16 protein-coding genes and 1 other RNA gene are annotated in these 16,376 nt (G+C 42.5%); 9 read left to right on the top strand and 8 right to left on the bottom strand.

Going from position 1 to position 16,376, the window contains the following annotated elements:
• Nucleotides 1-133: 133 nt before the first annotated feature.
• From nadK to bamE, 3 genes are all read left to right on the top strand, one after another.
• Nucleotides 134-1,015 carry an NAD(+) kinase gene (gene nadK, locus J7384_RS15235; RefSeq protein WP_209115384.1) on the top strand — a complete coding sequence of 294 codons (882 nt, stop codon included), beginning with the start codon at nt 134-136 and terminating at the stop codon, nt 1,013-1,015.
• 235 nt (nt 1,016-1,250) lie between these two features.
• On the top strand, nt 1,251-2,957 hold the full coding sequence (gene recN, locus J7384_RS15230) for a DNA repair protein RecN (RefSeq protein ID WP_209115383.1): 1,707 nt from the start codon (nt 1,251-1,253) through the stop codon (nt 2,955-2,957).
• Nucleotides 2,958-3,120: 163 nt separating this feature from the next.
• The gene (gene bamE / locus J7384_RS15225; protein ID WP_209115382.1) at nt 3,121-3,474 is read left to right on the top strand and encodes an outer membrane protein assembly factor BamE; all 354 of its coding nucleotides are present in this window, start codon (nt 3,121-3,123) and stop codon (nt 3,472-3,474) included.
• Between the two features lie 117 nt (nt 3,475-3,591).
• Here the strand turns inward: bamE and J7384_RS15220 are convergent, their stop codons facing one another.
• Nucleotides 3,592-4,002, bottom strand: a complete 411-nt coding sequence (locus J7384_RS15220; RefSeq protein WP_209115381.1) for an RnfH family protein — start codon at nt 4,000-4,002, stop codon at nt 3,592-3,594.
• Nucleotides 3,995-4,435: an SRPBCC family protein gene (locus J7384_RS15215; RefSeq protein ID WP_209115379.1), complete on the bottom strand. Its 441-nt coding sequence runs from the start codon at nt 4,433-4,435 to the stop codon at nt 3,995-3,997. The genes J7384_RS15220 and J7384_RS15215 overlap by 8 nt, the downstream gene beginning before the upstream one ends.
• Nucleotides 4,436-4,605: 170 nt before the next feature.
• Here J7384_RS15215 and smpB point away from each other — a divergent pair, with 170 nt between their 5' ends.
• Both smpB and ssrA read left to right on the top strand, forming a co-directional pair.
• On the top strand, nt 4,606-5,088 hold the full coding sequence (gene smpB / locus J7384_RS15210) for an SsrA-binding protein SmpB (RefSeq protein ID WP_209115377.1): 483 nt from the start codon (nt 4,606-4,608) through the stop codon (nt 5,086-5,088).
• A 92-nt stretch (nt 5,089-5,180) separates the two neighbouring features.
• Nucleotides 5,181-5,531, top strand: a transfer-messenger RNA (tmRNA) gene (ssrA, locus tag J7384_RS15205).
• Between the two features lie 143 nt (nt 5,532-5,674).
• Here the strand turns inward: ssrA and J7384_RS15200 are convergent.
• Together J7384_RS15200 and J7384_RS15195 are read right to left on the bottom strand one after the other, a co-directional pair.
• A complete protein-coding gene (locus J7384_RS15200) occupies nt 5,675-6,547 on the bottom strand; it encodes a DUF2306 domain-containing protein (RefSeq protein WP_209115376.1) in 873 nt (290 codons plus the stop codon).
• Nucleotides 6,548-6,661: 114 nt separating this feature from the next.
• Complete coding sequence (locus J7384_RS15195) at nt 6,662-7,786, bottom strand: helix-turn-helix transcriptional regulator (protein WP_209115375.1); 1,125 nt, start codon at nt 7,784-7,786, stop codon at nt 6,662-6,664.
• A gap of 426 nt (nt 7,787-8,212) precedes the next feature.
• On the opposite strand from J7384_RS15195, the gene J7384_RS15190 reads away from it, so the two are divergent.
• Genes J7384_RS15190 through J7384_RS15175 form a run of 4 tightly spaced genes read left to right on the top strand, consistent with a single transcriptional unit; the run spans nt 8,213 to nt 11,336 of the window.
• Nucleotides 8,213-9,646 carry a hypothetical protein gene (locus J7384_RS15190; RefSeq protein ID WP_209115374.1) on the top strand — a complete coding sequence of 478 codons (1,434 nt, stop codon included), beginning with the start codon at nt 8,213-8,215 and terminating at the stop codon, nt 9,644-9,646.
• Between the two features lie 47 nt (nt 9,647-9,693).
• Nucleotides 9,694-10,152 (top strand): YcfL family protein, encoded by a 459-nt coding sequence (locus tag J7384_RS15185; protein ID WP_209115373.1) that lies wholly within the window; start codon nt 9,694-9,696, stop codon nt 10,150-10,152.
• A gap of 21 nt (nt 10,153-10,173) precedes the next feature.
• Nucleotides 10,174-10,776, top strand: a complete 603-nt coding sequence (gene lpoB / locus J7384_RS15180; RefSeq protein WP_209115372.1) for a penicillin-binding protein activator LpoB — start codon at nt 10,174-10,176, stop codon at nt 10,774-10,776.
• A gap of 26 nt (nt 10,777-10,802) precedes the next feature.
• A complete protein-coding gene (locus J7384_RS15175) occupies nt 10,803-11,336 on the top strand; it encodes a glycine zipper 2TM domain-containing protein (protein ID WP_209115370.1) in 534 nt (177 codons plus the stop codon).
• A 114-nt stretch (nt 11,337-11,450) separates the two neighbouring features.
• Here the strand turns inward: J7384_RS15175 and J7384_RS15170 are convergent, their stop codons facing one another.
• The 4 genes from J7384_RS15170 to J7384_RS15155 all read right to left on the bottom strand — a co-directional run bounded on the left by J7384_RS15170 (nt 11,451) and on the right by J7384_RS15155 (nt 16,194).
• Nucleotides 11,451-13,691, bottom strand: a complete 2,241-nt coding sequence (locus J7384_RS15170) for an acyl-CoA dehydrogenase (protein ID WP_209115368.1) — start codon at nt 13,689-13,691, stop codon at nt 11,451-11,453.
• Between the two features lie 367 nt (nt 13,692-14,058).
• On the bottom strand, nt 14,059-14,415 hold the full coding sequence (locus J7384_RS15165) for a DUF2750 domain-containing protein (RefSeq protein WP_209115366.1): 357 nt from the start codon (nt 14,413-14,415) through the stop codon (nt 14,059-14,061).
• 75 nt (nt 14,416-14,490) lie between these two features.
• Nucleotides 14,491-15,213 (bottom strand): phosphoglycolate phosphatase, encoded by a 723-nt coding sequence (locus J7384_RS15160; protein ID WP_209115364.1) that lies wholly within the window; start codon nt 15,211-15,213, stop codon nt 14,491-14,493.
• 54 nt (nt 15,214-15,267) lie between these two features.
• Nucleotides 15,268-16,194 carry a histone deacetylase gene (locus tag J7384_RS15155; RefSeq protein WP_348523881.1) on the bottom strand — a complete coding sequence of 309 codons (927 nt, stop codon included), beginning with the start codon at nt 16,192-16,194 and terminating at the stop codon, nt 15,268-15,270.
• Between the last annotated feature and the right edge of the window lie 182 nt (nt 16,195-16,376).

Raw genomic sequence — 16,376 nt, 5'->3', positions numbered from 1 at the left:
AATTAGCGTAATTATGGGGCTAAGTTTTTATGATTCAAGCGCCAAATGTAAATGATTTTGCAAAAGTCAGCTTTACAAGCCATAAAAATACGGCGAAACTCCAACTATAACTTATATTTAGCAAAAATTACCGATGACTCAGCTATACCAAACGATCGGATTGATTGGCAAGCCACAGCACCAAGGTGCTAGTCAAACTATTGAAACCTTGCACAGTTACTTAACCGAGCACGGTTATAAAGTATTGGTGGAAGCCTCAGTTGCCCCCTCTGTTGATATAAAAAACATCAATGCTGCTAGTGTTGTTGAAATTGGCGAGCAAGCAGACCTTGCCATCGTTATCGGCGGCGACGGTTACATGCTCGGCGCAGCAAGAGTGCTGTCTTGCTATAAAATTGCCGTTATCGGAGTTAACCGCGGCAATTTGGGCTTTTTAACCGATCTTTCGCCTGACAATATTATTGAACCACTGTCAGAAATTCTCTCAGGAAAATCGCGCACTGAGCAGCGCTTTTTAATTGAAGCGGAAGTTTATCGCCACGGTAAACTAAAAAGCTCAAACGCCGCCATGAACGAGGCAGTTTTACACGCCGGCAAAGTAGCACAAATGATAGAATTTGAAGTCTATATCGACGACGCTTTTATGTTTAGCCAGCGCTCAGACGGGCTGATTATTTCAACGCCAACGGGTTCAACTGCTTATTCAATGTCTGCCGGCGGCCCTATTCTCACACCAAATCTAAACGCACTTTCGCTTGTTCCCATGTTTCCTCATACCTTAACCAGCAGACCAATTGTGGTAGATGGCGACAGCGAAATAAAGTTAGTACTTGCTCACGAAAATAAAGACGACTTGCAAGTCAGCTGCGATGGCCATGTCATTTTAAGTGTTTTGCCGGGCGATGAAGTGGTTATTCGCAAGAGTGAATACACTCTGCGCTTAATTCACCCGCTTGATCATAGCTACTTTAACGTATTGCGCAGTAAATTAGCTTGGGGCAATAAACTGTTCTAAGAGCTCATGCGTTCCCCTAGCTTTAACAGCGGTGAGCATAATCAACAGCTTCTATAAACCAGTAAGACATACAAGTACTTAACTAAAAAGCTCAAAATAAAATCAATTCACACTTGCACTGTTTAAACATCCAATATAAATTTAACTGTATATTTAAACAGTCAGGTTTCTTCACACATCAACTGCTCAACGTTGAAATAACAAACAGCAACAGGTGTGAATTAGGTGAACTTATATGCTTTTACAACTCAATATTCAAAACTTTGCTATTGTTCGACAGCTTGATATTGAATGGCAAGGTGGCATGACCACGATTACAGGTGAAACGGGTGCAGGTAAATCTATCGCGATTGATGCCTTGGGTTTGTGCTTAGGCGACCGTGCAGTAACCAATGTAGTAAGACCAAATTGTAAAAAAGCAGAACTCACCGCCAGCTTTGCCATAGACAACAACGCGCTTGCCAAACAATGGCTTGAGCAACACGATATTTCTTTTGATGGAGAATGTATTTTACGCCGTGTTATTTCCAGCGAAGGACGGTCGCGGGCTTATATAAATGGTAGCCAAGTTCCCTTAGCTCAGCTCAAAGAAGTAGGCCAACTACTGGTCAATATTCACGGGCAGCACGACCACCAACTGATTGTGAAAAATACCGAGCAACGTCGATTACTCGACAGCTTTGCCAATCACACTAATCTACTCGACGACGTAAAATACTACTATCAACAGTGGCGCGCGCTAGTTGCCGAGCTAAAACGCTTAGAAGAAAACCAACAACAGCGAGAAGCACAGCGTCAACTGCTTGAATATCAAGTAAAAGAGTTAGACGAATTCGCCCTGCAAGACGACGAATTTAGCCAACTAGAGCACGACTTTAAACGCTTTAGCCACAGTCAACACTTACTCAGTGAAACCTTGCACACCTTGCAATTACTCAGTGAAAACGAACAGTTCAATGCCGTTGATAGCATTCGCAAAAGTGCGGATAGTTTAGCTGACTTATCTGAGTATGACGAAAGCTTAAAAGCGATTAGCGACTTACTGCAAGAATCGTTAATTCAAGTTGAAGAGGCCAGTAACGATTTACGCCACTATCACGACCGATTAGAACTTGACCCTGAAACTTATCAAATGATTGAAGAGCGCTACTCAACAGCGCTCCAACTTGCCAAAAAGCACCAAGTAGCGCCTGAGCAGCTTAGCCATTACCACCAAGAACTAGTCGCTCAACTCAATGGCATCAGCAGTGACGAAACCCGCCTAGCCAATATGTACAGTGAAATAGAAAAGGCTAAGCAAAACTACCTCGATGTCGCGAACAAACTATCGCTGTCTCGACAAAAAGCCGCCAATGGCCTTAGTAAACGCATTACAAAAAGTATGCGCGAACTAAATATGCCACACGGCAACTTCACTATTGCTGTTAACAATCCTTGTGCTGACGCTAACCAAGAGCCGTTAACCAGTCAGCAACTAAACGACCAAGCATTAAGCAGCCACGGGCTAGACGATGTGAGCTTTTTAGTCAGTATTAACCCAGGCCAAGCACTCGAAGCCATGAACAAGGTAGCCTCAGGTGGCGAATTATCTCGTATTAGCTTAGCAATGCAAGTGATATTAGCTGAGAAAGTCGTTTCTCCTGCCCTGATTTTTGACGAAGTTGATGTTGGTATTAGTGGCCCTACTGCCGCTATGGTTGGAGCTAAATTACAAGAGCTCGCAGCAAGTACTCAAGTTATTTGTGTTACCCATTTACCTCAAGTGGCCTGTAAAGGTCACCAACAACTTTTTGTCGCTAAGTTGACCGACGGTGAACATACTGAAACCACCGTTACGGAACTAAGTGAGCAAGGCCGCGTCAAAGAAATAGCTCGATTACTCGCTGGTGATAAAATTTCAGAACACAGCTTAGCCAACGCCAAAGAATTATTAGCTAGTTAATTGTTGAGATAACGAACAATAGAACAAATAGCAAACGACTCTTAACGAAAGAATAATCGCTAAGCACGCGATGCAGTCACCAACATGAGTAACAAAAAAATTTGTCTCAATTGGGATGCTTCGTTATTATGCCAGCAACTTTTTTAAGGATCTTTAGTATTACATGATTTTACGCGTAACAACCTTATGCCTTGCTTTAGCGCTTTCAGCTTGTTCAAGCTGGGTATACCGCATCGACATTCCGCAAGGTAACTACCTCGAACAAAAAGACATCGACAAACTTCAAGTTGGCATGACCAAAGAGCAAGTTAAATTCGTACTAGGTAGCCCAGTAGTACAAGATACTTTTGAAAATGACATTTGGCACTACGTCTACAAGTTTAAATCTGGCCGCAGCACTGACTTTGATCTGCGCAAAGACTTCACGGTAAAGTTTGTTGATAACAAACTGGCAGAAGCTTACGGTGACTTTGAGCTACCAGAAAGCTACTATACGCCAATTGAGAACGACCAATAGTAGTAAAAGCAAATAAGTAAACGTCAGATACTTCAAATTATCTGGCTTCGAAAACATAAAAAACAAAAGCCCGATTTGCACTAAATCGGGCTTTTTTAATACGATTTTCTCTGTTAACTACTCTTCTGAAGATTTACCGCGCAGTGGGTTTACTCTGCCACCTGTCACTTTGTCGGCTCGACCTTCTAACTTAGCTTTTTCAGCTCGGCGTTTGCGCACTTCTTTCGGGTCAGCTAACAAGGGGCGATAAATTTCAATGCGATCTAAATCGTGTACTTCAGCACTTGGCTTAACGACTCGATTCCATATACCAACACTGCTTTTTGCTAAGTCAATTTCTGGAAACAAGTCGAGCATGCCTGAGGCTTGAATAGCTTGTTCAACGGTGATGCCATCATCCACTTGCAACGCTAAAATTTCCTGTTTGGTTGAAGTACCATAAACAACTTCGATATGAATTTTTTGCTCGTGTTCATCGGGCAAACTTGTTTCACCTAGTTGTTCAACAGAATTTGATTGCTCAGACATGACTACCGTAAACCTCTTTTGCTCTTTGCGTAAATGCTTGCACCATATTGTTTGCTAACTGGTTAAATATCTTACCAAAAGCTAGCTCAAGTACACCGTTAGAGAACTCGTAATCAAGCTCTAAACTAATTTTACACGCTTCGTCAGACAAGGGTTGTAGTAACCATGAACCACTGAGCTTTTTAAAAGGTCCATCAACAAGTGACAAGGTCACGCGTTCATTAGTAGTAAACGTATTTTGCGTGGTAAACCACTTTTTTATACCGCCTTTAGCAACTAACAAAGATGCCGTCATTGACTGCTCATTTTGTTCAATGATTTTACTGTCGTGACAATCAGGTACAAATTTTGGGTAAGCTAATACGTCGTTAATGAGTTGATACATATCTGCCGCGCTATACATAACAAGCGCACTACGCTGAATAGATGGCATTTAATCCCCCGCTTTATTCGGCGGCTATGTTATCAAAAAGCCTGTGAAAAACCCAACTGATTCAGGGTAATTAAGCCACCATCAGGTAACTTATTGCGACAAATTTCGCATTGAATATTTCAAATAGTAGCCGAATACGTATAATGAGCGCGGTTAACGATGGAAGTACAATGGCTAAAAAGAAAAAATCAAACAAAGCAAATAGTAATACGATTGCCTTAAACAAAAAGGCGCGTCATAACTATAACCTTACCGACAAATACGAAGCAGGTATGAGCTTACAGGGCTGGGAAATTAAAAGTATCCGCAGCGGTAAAGTGAATATCTCTGACTGTTATGTCATGATCAAAGATCGCGAAGCCTATTTAGTTGGTGGCGAAATTATGCCATTAACCGCCGCTTCAAGCCACGTTGTTTGTGACCCTGTGCGACCGCGTAAACTGTTGCTTAATCGCCGAGAATTAGACAAGCTCATTGGCTCGGTTGAGCGCGATGGTTACTCGCTTATTGCCACGGCCATGTACTGGAAACAGTGCTGGGTAAAACTTGAGTTTTATTTGGGTAAAGGGAAGAAAGATCACGACAAACGCGCAGACATAAAAGAGCGCGAATGGAAAATAGACAAAGAACGCATGATGAAACATGCTCGATAATCAAGCAGTTAAACTTGCGCGCATTGTTTAGCAATTAAAAGCAGAGTACAATGCAAGCCTTATCAATTGTCAGAATTGATATTCAATACTTTGGGGCGGATTTAGGATTCGACGGGATTCACGAAACCCAAGGTGCATGCCCAGGGGCGGTTGGCCTGGTAAAAAGCCGCAAAACTATAGTTGCAAACGACGAAACGTTCGCACTAGCAGCTTAATGCTAGCCATCCTCTCAACACTTGGTCTGTTGGTGTGAGAAGCGATGGTCATAACAAATAGACTAGCGAGGGAAACTTGTCTGAGGTTGAACCGCGAAACAGTATCAGACTCACCAGAAAGTAGCCTGTCGTTCGGCGACTGACTGGTTAAACAAAAGATCGACTAAGCATGTAGGACCGAGGATGTAGGTTTTTCGGACGGGGGTTCAACTCCCCCCCGCTCCACCACTTACAGGTTCCAAGAGAACCCAAAAAGACCAGAAATACCAATAAAAATAAGGCTTTCTGTTTTTTTTATGTCTTAACCAACCCGTTAATAAAGACCAACACCAGACTCACTAGCCTCCAACGCACAGCAGGTACGTTGCGAACTAAAGTGTGATCGGTCCATCACCCAGCACTTTCAATAAGAATGGCGTTAAGCCAATGACACCAATTGACATCAAAATAGTTAGGGTGATTAGTATCCCACTGACAACGTATTTTACCTTAGTACTTCTACTCTCTTTTGCGTAAAAGTATAACTGCGCCGCTGCAAGCGGAACCAGAAAACAGCCAAATGTCCAAAAAGCGAAAAAAGGGTCGCCGAATGCTGGTTTTGCGCCGACCACCGTGCCAGTGATCATGTAACTAAATACGCCTACTCGTAAAAGCCACTGTGCATTTGAGACTAAAAATAGCCTTATCGCCCATTTTCTGTGATCCGCTAATTTTCTATTTCTCGCTGTTTTAACAGTGAGGTAGGCAAAGCCCAGAATCAGAAAGCCATTTATACTGGTGCCAATTGCGGCGGCAATATCGGGCGTCGCCTCTCTAACCCACACCAAGTAAAAGCCTGACAAAGACAACAGTAAAACGGTAATCAGGTAGATATAGCCATTTAGCTTGTGAAATTTTGGTGCTTTGGCTCTTATTTGTGGCATAAGTTGAAGTGCGCCACCAAATGCGACAATGCCAGCGCCAATGGCGTGAAAAGCAAACGCTATATTGCCTCCTGTATCGCCTTCTTTGTAGGGAGTGTTGCCCAGTGCTTCCCAGCGATTCCATATTTCCATATTGTTCTCTATTACCGAAAAGCCATAGAAGGCCATAATGTAGTAAAAGAAAAACCACTGGCCGATAAGTATTGCAATAAACCAAATGATAGCAGAGTAATCGAGTGCTTTTTTTGCAAGCTTGGTATTAGTTTTTTTCGGTGCCTTTACTTCATTTATCGCCGACGTGTTTTCAGATATGTTCTCCAAAGCATATTCCTCAAATTGATATTATTTGAGCGATATTTTTGCAGTTGGGAACAAATTCTTCGTCCGAATGGGCATATTTGGACGAATTAGTCCATTTTTTGCTGGTTATTTAGACTAATGTGATGATTTGAATACCGTTGGCGTTTCGCCAACAAGTTTTTTAAATGCTGAATTAAATGTTGATTTAGACTTAAAACCAACCTCGTAGGCGATTGACGTCACCAACATATCGCTACTTAATAACAGCTCTTTGGCATTCTCTATACGGTAACCATTTACAAACAAAAAGAAGTTAGTGTTCATATGCTGCGAGAGTGTTTCGGAGATGTGATTTTCTGATTCAGAAATAAATTCTGATAACTTGTTTAACGATAAATCCTCATTTAAATACAGTTTGTCTTCGGTCATTGCGTGCTCAAGCTTAGCAGCAATAGCCTGCATTTTGTCGTCGCTAATTACTGCGTTCCGTGGTTTTGTTTTTTTAGTTGTCGCTTTCTCCATCTCGGTAAGCCCTTTTTGGCCGAGTGCTCGATGAATAAAAAGCGCGAGCGCAATCGCGGTTATCATTGGCAGTACAATACCTGAACCAAACCAGCGCACCCCAAGTGCTCCCATAGAAAACTCGGCGGAATACATTAACCACGCCGCTCCCCATATAAAAAGCACGCCTCTAAACCAACCAAGTGCCCGATGTTCAATCTCAGAGAACTTTTCCATTAACTGCGCGACATGCGAGTTATGTAATTTTAAGGCCATACCTAAAAATAAAAGGGTGTAGAAAATAAAGATTAATGTTGTCGATAAACAAGTGAAAACGGCTATTTTCCACAACTGAGGGTCTCGTGTTTCAGGCGTTGCCAAGGCGAGCTTTTCAGAAGGCGTTATCATGAACACAAAGGGCAACATAACTAGTACCACAATAATAGGCCCTGAAAGAGCCAGTAACTTCACGCGTTTGTCGATAGCAACATCAGGAGACATCGTTGCATGGGCGTAAAAATAGAGTGCAGGACCTAGCAACACTTTAAACGGGATTTCTAAACCCGCAATCATCGGAGCATAGACATACACGGCTGACGAGATATAAAGCTCGCCCGCCAAATGCAACATTAACAGCACTAAAATGCCTCTTAAGAAGAGGTTAGGTCTATCGTTGGAACGTTTGAATACATCTAGCGAGGCGAGAATGACCATGCCCATCATGCAAGAATACAAAACAGTAGAAAAAACGTTAACCATTAAACGACCAAGGCATAAGTGATTGTCAGGCCGATAACTATAAAACCCAAGAGCGTCAGTAGTCAAATAGACCACGACACTTCTACTGGCCTTTTTAGGGTACAAAACCATAACAATTTTTAACGAAATAAAGATTGTTAAACCTCGATCACTCTTTAAACTTATACACCGTGTTTCGGTCTTACTACACGCTCGCTGAAAACCGTTAATTATTAGTTTATTGTGTTCAGCTAATATTCAGATTCACATTGATAATATGTAATCCAGAGTTGTCACTCTCTTTGTTACTAGTCCTGAATTACTGAGAGAGCGCTACTTAATATTTGTTGCAAAACAGAAGTACTAAACAGACATAGTTATATAAAAGTAGCTAAATAAAACCGATACTCGATAGAAGTTGTTGCCGATAGAGTGTTACTGTCATTTATGATCAAGTTATTTAAAACTAGCGCCGTTGTCACTTTTTGCTTACTAATAGCAAGTTGTAGCACTATTCGCTTTCAAGATTTATTTGCCAGTTATACCGAGCAAATGTCGGCAAGCCGCCAAGCGCAGCGCGTTGGTGATTTTCCAGCGGCATTAGCTGCCCTACCCCAACCATACATTGGCCACAACAATTACGCACTATCTTTACTTGAACAAGGCCGATTGAACTTTCTGGCTGAAAATTACCAAAAGAGCGAGCAAATATTTACCCTTGCTTATCAACAAGTCGCGCGCGAAGCAGAACGCGCCAAGGTGCAAATAAGCCGCGGATTACAAAATGCAGGTGCTGTAGTCAGCAACGACAGTGCAATAAAATACAAGGTGCCAGCATACGAGCAAAGTATGCTGCACAGCTATCAGGCGCTCAATTACCTGCACTTAGGTCAGTTAGAATCTGCACTCGTTGAGGTGCGCCGTGCAAATTTGGTACAAGAACAAGCCCTTGCCAAGCACGAACAAGCGTTACTTGATGCAAACAGCAAACTCGGTCAATCAGGTATTGGTCAAAATGAGCTGTTTAGCCAATACCCCTCAATGGATGCCATGATAGGTAATCTTAAAAATGGTTTTCAAAACGCCTACACGTTTTATCTTTCAGGGTTGCTCTACGAAGCGGCAAACGAGCCTAATGACGCATACATTGACTACAAGCGCGCATTAGAAATTTACCCCAACAACCAGGTTATTCAACAAGACTTACTGCGCCTCGCAAAAAAGCTGGGTATGCGCGATGACTTAGCTCGCTTTGAGCAAGAGTTTGGTCAGGTAAATAATCAGAAAATTAAATCATCGTCGAAAACATCAGGCTATTTAGTTGTGCTGTACGAGCAAGATCTCGCCAATGAAAAAGAGCCACTAGCACTTAATTTACCGGTATTTACTCGCAGAGACGATGTTCGCTTTTTCAGTTTTGCCTTGCCCGTTTATCGAGATGATTATCGCGAACCAGCACCTTTATACGTGCATACGTCAAATGCACAAGAAATTAAGGGGCAAGAACTAGTGCGCGTACAATCATTGGCAGCCAAAACACTTTACGACCAACTGCCAAGCATTCTGACGAGACAAGTTGCACGGGTATTGGCAAAAGAAAAATTGCGCCATGAACTACAACAAGAAGCTGGCGACGTCGGTAATATTTTGGCAACGCTTTATAACGTTGCTACCGAAAAAGCAGACACCCGTAGTTGGTTGTCGCTGCCCAACAATATTCAAGTGGCCAAACTGCCATTAACCGCAGGCCAACATCAGGTCACACTAGAGCACGCAAATGGCAGCTCGGTGCTCGATGTCAACATTCAGGCCGGCCACACCACGCTAGTAAGTTTAACCTCTTTGGCTAACTATACTGGTATTAACACGGTAACACTGTAATGCGCACCGCTAATTATTGTTATCAAGATAAATAAGAGGAAGCCAAGATGCGAACCAACACACGAAATAAATCTCTATTACTCGCCAGCAGCGCCCTGCTCGCCTTGGCTTTAACTGGCTGTAACAGCACGCCGCCGGTAACGTCTGGCATTGGTGCTGAATCACTGCCCCCGAAAGAACAATTACAGCCTTATTTAAAAGTGGACAACGCTGATTTAAGCGACAAATTGGCGATTAGTGATGTACTCAATCGCAAAAGCCAAGGCTTTCTCGAGGTCAATGTTGAATTGAGCAGCCAATACAAAAAGTCGCTGAAGTTACAATATCAATTCAACTGGTTTGACGCCCAAGGCTTTGTGATTGAGCCTGAAAAGAGCAACTGGCAGCCGGTTGTTTTACACGGCCATCAGTCAATCAAATTACACGGGGTAGCGCCAACAGCAGACGCGCAAACCTTTAATATTTATGTCAGAGAAATTCCGGCAAAAGCTTACAAATTCGATTAGAACAAATTTTAAGGATTTACCATGAAAAAAATTACCTTACTTACCAGCGCGCTGCTTGCTGCGGCTATTACCTCAGGTTGTGCTCAACGCTCAGTTGTTCAGTACGGCGACGCACAAGCGGTAGAAACAACCGACATTAACTTTGGTTCAACGGATTTGCAGAAAATTGCCAATCAAATGACTGATTCACTGTTGGTGTCACCGGTTATTGGCAACTTAACCCAAAATAATCACCCTGTAGTCTTTGTTGAGCGCATTAAAAACAAAACTAGCGAACACATAGATACAGAATCTATTACTGACTCTATCTCAACTAAAGTGTTGCGCTCGGGTAAATTTCGCTTTGTTGATATGACGCGTGTTAACGCGGTTCGTGAACAGCTTAACTTTCAAAACGAAGGTGGCTTAGTCGACCCAACTAAAGCGGTACAGTTTGGTCGCCAAGTGGGCGCTCAATACATGCTTTACGGCAACCTATCAAGCATTGTTAAGTCTAACCAAGACAAGTCAGACGTTTACTACAAGTTCACCATGCGTTTAATGGATTTAGAAAGCGGTATTATTGAATGGGCTGACGAAACCGAAATTCGCAAAACTCGTACTAAGCAATCTATTGGTTGGTAAAAACCAAGGAGATTGAGGAGGTTAATATGCGCTTACTAAAACAAGAGCAAAATACCAAGCCTTTACAGACACTTTATAAAACATGGTTGCTGCTAGCAGTTGTTTGCAGCTTGTCAGCACTGTTGTTTTACAGTGGCTTAAGCCACGCCAACCCGTATCAACGTAACAAAGCAGTGCCCGTTGAAAAGGTTTTGTTTGGTCAAGTTACATCAGTCAGGCAGATCACTGAAACTGAACTGATTGAAGATCGCAACCAAGGATGGAAAGTATTCGGCGGCGCACTCATTGGCGCCGGCATTGGTCATCAATTTGGCGGTGGCAGTGGCCAAGATATCGCGACTATTTTAGGGGCATTAATTGGCGGAGCTACTGCCAACGAGCGCAACCCTAAATACTACGAGCAAAGCTATCACCTCGTTGAGTTGTTAATTACCACAGACGAAGGTGAAGACTTTATAGTGGTACAAGACTTAGATAGCAAAATGCTATTTCAAAATGGTGACCCTGTACGCATCATTTATTTGCAAGGCGGTTTTGTCCGGGTCGACAAACAATTGTAGAACTTTGCAGCATTGCTTTTGTGCATGAATCATTGAATATAAAGTAAAAGGGCTAGTTTTCACTAGCCCTTTTTAGTCTTGTTTACCGTGTTGTTTATTGGATGAGTAACCCTGTTAAGCAGCGTCTACTTTTTGTTGCTCAACTGCGTTTTCATCAATTAAGTTCATGTCAAAATCGAACTCATCAACACGCACGGCAACTTTGCGCTTGGTGTTGTAATCGAGCACTTTAGCCACTTCATCATCACTCAGTTCGTTGCGCGCTTGCAACTGACCAACAACATATTCAAATGAAGGTGCAGGAACAACCGGATTAGCGCGCAGTGCTTTTTGAATTTTCTTCAAAATTGGCAATACCGCGTGTTTAGCTTCAAAAGCCTGCTGATTAATATCGTTGCCGTCGCCAGCTTGTACTTTAATTAAGTTGGTTAACTGACGTTTGATACTGGTTTGTTGCATACTTGCTTCAGATAACTCACGCACTAGATCATCTGAAATACCGGCAACTGAACCAGAGTAAGTATTAGTTAGCACTCGCATTAATACACGTGTTGGCGCATGCGGGAAGTTCTTAACAAACGCGACTAACGCTTGCTCACCTTGCTGTAAACACCATTGAATTGCGTATTCAAAGTAAGGACGAGCTTCAGCTCGGCTTTCGACCCTTTGCTCGTAGTAGCGAATAACCGCCATAGCGGCATAACAATAGCTAATAACATCACCTAAACGCGCCGACAATAACTCAGCCTTTTTAAGATTTCCGCCCAGTACAAGTAGCGATAAATCAGCCATAGGAGCTAATTTTGCCGCTAATGCATTTAAGCGTTGTTCGTATTTTTTAACTTCAGCTAAGCTAGAGTCCGCCTTACGAATAAATGGCAAGTAAGCATTACCCAAACTTCTAAAGGCATTGTTAACGCTAAAGCCGACGGTTTTGCGCAATACTTTGTTGAACTTAGCATCGGCGCCAGCTTCTTCACTGTGAATGAGATCAACCATGTCTTTTAAGTACGGGTGACAACGCATTGCACCTTGACCAAAAATCATCAAGTTGCGGGTAAGAATATTTGCCCCTTCAACGGTAATACCGATAGGTTGTGATGCATAAGCACTGGCCAACGTATTTTGTGGCCCGCGCTGAATGGCTTTACCCGCTTGTACGTCCATCGCCGAGTTAAGAATATCTCGACCTAATTCAGTCATGTGGTACTTGGCAATTGCAGTAACTACTGAAGGTTTAACACCAAGGTTTAGACCTTCTGTTGTTAATACGCGCATCGCTTCTTGAACAAAGGTTTTACCAGCAATATCGGCAAGCTTTTCTTGAATACCTTCAAAACGACCAATTGGCGCACCAAACTGTTCGCGAACAAATGAGTATTCAGCGGTTGATTTAAACGCTGCTTGTGAGGTTGCAACTCCTAACGCAGGTAATGAAATACCACGACCTGCACCTAAACAACTAACCAGCATCTGCCAACCGCGACCAATGTTTTTCTGGCCGCCAATAATGAAGTCCATTGGAATAAATACGTCTTTACCACGGGTAGTACCATTGTAAAAACGCTGACTCATTGGATCGTGACGATTGCCTAGTTCAACACCTGGGTGCGATTTAGGTAATAATGCACAGGTAATACCTAATTCTAACTTGTCACCTAGTAATTGGTCTGGATCGAAGACTTTAAAAGCAAGGCCTAGCACTGTGGCAATTGGTGCCAGAGTGATGTAACGCTTGTCCCAGTTAAGTTTTAAACCTAGTACTTCTTCGCCTTCCCACATGCCTTTAGTGACAATACCTGTATCGGGGATTGAGCCAGCATCTGAGCCAGCTTCAGGGCTTGTTAAGGCAAAACAAGGGATTTCTTTACCTACAGCTAACCGAGGAAGCCATTGATTTTGCTGTTCTTCGGTACCGTAGTGCATTAACAACTCGCCTGGCCCTAACGAATTAGGCACCATAACAGTTACTGCGATAGCACAGCTCTTAGTCGCGATAGTGGCAACAATTGTCGAGTTAGCATATGGCGTAAATTCCAGACCACCGAATTTCTTTGGAATGATCATTGAGAAAAAACGGTTCTTGCCGAGAAAATCAATGATGTCTTGAGGAATGTGAATAGAGTTGTTCAATTCAAATTCATCGACCATTGCCAGTAATTCTTGTACAGGGCCGTCAATAAATGCTTGTTCTTCGCTTGATAATTGCCCTTGTGGTAAGTCTCTAAGGGCTTTCATATCAGGTTGTCCTTGATAAATAGAAGACTCAATCCATACATCGCCCGCATCTAATGCTTCTTGCTCTGTAATAGAAATAGGTGGAAGGACTTTTTTAAGGCTAGTTCGAATACTCATAATTTCCTCGTCAGCTCATACGACCAGTTGATTAATTGCGCTAGATTGTAGTGATATTCGGTGAAAATATCAAAAAATACCGACATATTTACGAACAAAACTTACAATTGGATTTGTTTTTTGCCACCTAATACTGAACTTAATTGTTGGCTTTACAAGACCTTACTCCTGATTATTGATGAATTATCAGGCATATTTATATTCAGTATAGTTAGACAAAACTCACTGTATTAGGAGCGCTAATGTGTAACTTTAGGAGATATGTGAGAGAAGTTATGGCGAATGGCTAAGAAAATAGTTGAAGCTTAAACTGAGGTAGTCAGCGCGTCTCTTTACACTGACTATCAGTTTTCATCTACCGAAGTATTTACAATTGCTCTACTTCGGCAAGTGCTAAGGTAAACTCGGCTAATTCAAGTTCATAGCATTCAGCGTTGTCACCTTCTTGCCAGTTAAGGCCGACGACAACATCGTCTTCTTTTAAGTCATCAACCCAGTATTCTAACCAGTCTGCAATACTAATTTGAGCCGGTTGATAGTCTTGCCATTGCTCGGTGCAATGCACTTTAGCAAGTTCAGCACTCGACCACAACGGCATGGTTTCGGCGTTTTCAAAATGAACTGAGTCGAGTACTACCCAGTCTTCAGTTTCACTGTCTTGTAGCGCCCATAAGGTTTGCTTAGTTTTCACCTGAGCGATAAATTGCTGTAATGTTTCAGCCATAGTGTTAATGCTCGTTATAGTTTAAATACTTACAAATTGTCTGGCGCTATTATATCGCGCTTATCAATTGGTTTGTTAGCTATTTACACAGTTTTCAGTAACTGATGCTAATGGCAGTGATAGCAAGGCTTGTATATCTGAACAGACATAATCAGGGCTGCTGTCGGCAATTGGTCGGTCATAGTTGTAGCCATAAGTTAGCCCAATAGCACAACAGCCAGCTGCTCGCGCGGCAAAAATATCATTTTCAGAGTCACCAACCATAACAGTATCAGCTATTGAATAACCGTGTTTTTGGGTTAAAACGTTCAAACCAATCGGCGATGGTTTTTTCTCAGCTAAAGTATCACCACCAATAGCATCAGAAAAATACTGTTCAATATCAAAATGCTGGAGAATTGGCCTAACAAACACCTCTGCTTTGTTGGTTAGCACAGCCAGTGTATGCCCCTGCCCGACTAACTCAATTAAGGTGGTTTTAACGTTCGGGTAAAGAGTGTCAGCGCTGTGATCAGACGCGCCATAAAACTGCTTAAATAAACTAACGCCCTGCTGGTGCTGGGTTTGATTAAGATCAGGACAAATATCCACCGACTGACTGATACCCCGCGCAACCAACACCTCAATACCATTGCCAACCCAGTGCCTTGCTTGTGTCAGAGACACTTGTGGCAAATCTAACGCCTGCAAAGTCTGATTTAAAGCCATAGCCAAACTAGGAACTGAATCTACCAGAGTACCATCAAGGTCGAACACAATGAGCTTACTGGGAGATGATGTGCTAAAAAGTAACGACATAAAAACTTTAAAACCTTTAACCTTTAAAAAAGACAATAAAAATGAGTGATTAGATTAACAGTTGAGCGACAGTTGTTGCTCTTGATAGAGACTAAAAGCGGTTTCAACAACAATGGCGTGGCGCTGTGCTAAGCGTTGATGATCTTTGTCATAGCCACCGCCAATGACAGTCGCAACCGGAATTTTATTCGCCAAACACGTAGTCAGCACTAGGTGATCACGCCTTTTCATGCCTTGCCAACTAATAGAAAGCCGCCCCAAAACATCTTCTTGCCAAACATCGACACCTGCATCATACAAGACAATATCAGGCTGTTGTTCGGCGATCAGTTTAGTTAAGGCTTGCTCGACGACACTGAGGTAATCGTCGTCACCGAGCTCATTGACTAAGCCGATATCGAGATCACTTTGTGATTTGCGAAATGGAAAGTTCTTTTGGCAATGAATTGAGCAGGTAAAAGCGCGTTTTTCATTAGCCAAAATAGCAGCGGTACCATCGCCTTGATGAACATCGAGGTCAAATATCAATACTCGCTCTACCTGTTTTTCATTCAATAGAGATAATGCGGTATAAGCCAAATCATTGACCATACAAAACCCAGAACCAAAATCGTAATGAGCGTGATGAGTACCGCCCGCCAGATGACTAGCAATACCGTACTTAAGCGCCAGCTTTGCTGCTAGCAACGTGCCGTTAGGGGCAGTTAAGGTTCGGTCGATCAACCCTTGGCTCCATGGCAGCCCTACTCTACGCCACGTTTTTTCGTCGAGTTGGTTGCGTACCATCTGAGCGAGGTAGTCATTGCTGTGGGCAATTGATAGATCTTCTATCGTCGCTGGTTTGGGTCGAAAAACGTTGGCTTTAATCATGCCTTTTGCTTTGAGGTAGTCATGCAGTCGAACAAATTTCGACATCACAAAACGATGATTTTCTGGAAATGGGCAAGAATAATTTTCGTGATAAACCAGAGGTAACAACACAAACTCCAATGATAAACGGGCTCGTTCAAACAGTGATAAAAACGCGAGAAATAATAGCAATTAAACATAGCGAACAAAACTCCATCACTGCTAAACAGGCCGAAATGAAATTCGATCACTCTAGAATCAATCCAATAAGCAGCAAAAAAGTCTAAAAAAAGATCAATAACTATCAAGTAGTT

Source organism: Endozoicomonas sp. G2_1, from assembly GCF_017744155.1.
Taxonomy (GTDB): domain Bacteria; phylum Pseudomonadota; class Gammaproteobacteria; order Enterobacterales; family Alteromonadaceae; genus JAGHQT01.
Note: the sequence above shows the minus strand (reverse complement) of the source record. Positions and strands in the feature narration are given on the sequence as shown.

Bases quoted from the DNA above. Each gene is read 5' to 3' on its own strand.
- nadK (WP_209115384.1), top strand. From the start codon at position 134: ATGACTCAGCTATACCAAACGATCGGATTGATTGGCAAGCCACAGCAC.
- recN (WP_209115383.1), top strand. From the start codon at position 1,251: ATGCTTTTACAACTCAATATTCAAAACTTTGCTATTGTTCGACAGCTT.
- bamE (WP_209115382.1), top strand. From the start codon at position 3,121: ATGATTTTACGCGTAACAACCTTATGCCTTGCTTTAGCGCTTTCAGCT.
- J7384_RS15220 (WP_209115381.1), bottom strand. From the start codon at position 4,002: ATGTCTGAGCAATCAAATTCTGTTGAACAACTAGGTGAAACAAGTTTG.
- J7384_RS15215 (WP_209115379.1), bottom strand. From the start codon at position 4,435: ATGCCATCTATTCAGCGTAGTGCGCTTGTTATGTATAGCGCGGCAGAT.
- smpB (WP_209115377.1), top strand. From the start codon at position 4,606: ATGGCTAAAAAGAAAAAATCAAACAAAGCAAATAGTAATACGATTGCC.
- J7384_RS15195 (WP_209115375.1), bottom strand. From the start codon at position 7,786: ATGGTTAACGTTTTTTCTACTGTTTTGTATTCTTGCATGATGGGCATG.
- J7384_RS15190 (WP_209115374.1), top strand. From the start codon at position 8,213: ATGATCAAGTTATTTAAAACTAGCGCCGTTGTCACTTTTTGCTTACTA.
- J7384_RS15185 (WP_209115373.1), top strand. From the start codon at position 9,694: ATGCGAACCAACACACGAAATAAATCTCTATTACTCGCCAGCAGCGCC.
- lpoB (WP_209115372.1), top strand. From the start codon at position 10,174: ATGAAAAAAATTACCTTACTTACCAGCGCGCTGCTTGCTGCGGCTATT.
- J7384_RS15175 (WP_209115370.1), top strand. From the start codon at position 10,803: ATGCGCTTACTAAAACAAGAGCAAAATACCAAGCCTTTACAGACACTT.
- J7384_RS15170 (WP_209115368.1), bottom strand. From the start codon at position 13,691: ATGAGTATTCGAACTAGCCTTAAAAAAGTCCTTCCACCTATTTCTATT.
- J7384_RS15165 (WP_209115366.1), bottom strand. From the start codon at position 14,415: ATGGCTGAAACATTACAGCAATTTATCGCTCAGGTGAAAACTAAGCAA.
- J7384_RS15160 (WP_209115364.1), bottom strand. From the start codon at position 15,213: ATGTCGTTACTTTTTAGCACATCATCTCCCAGTAAGCTCATTGTGTTC.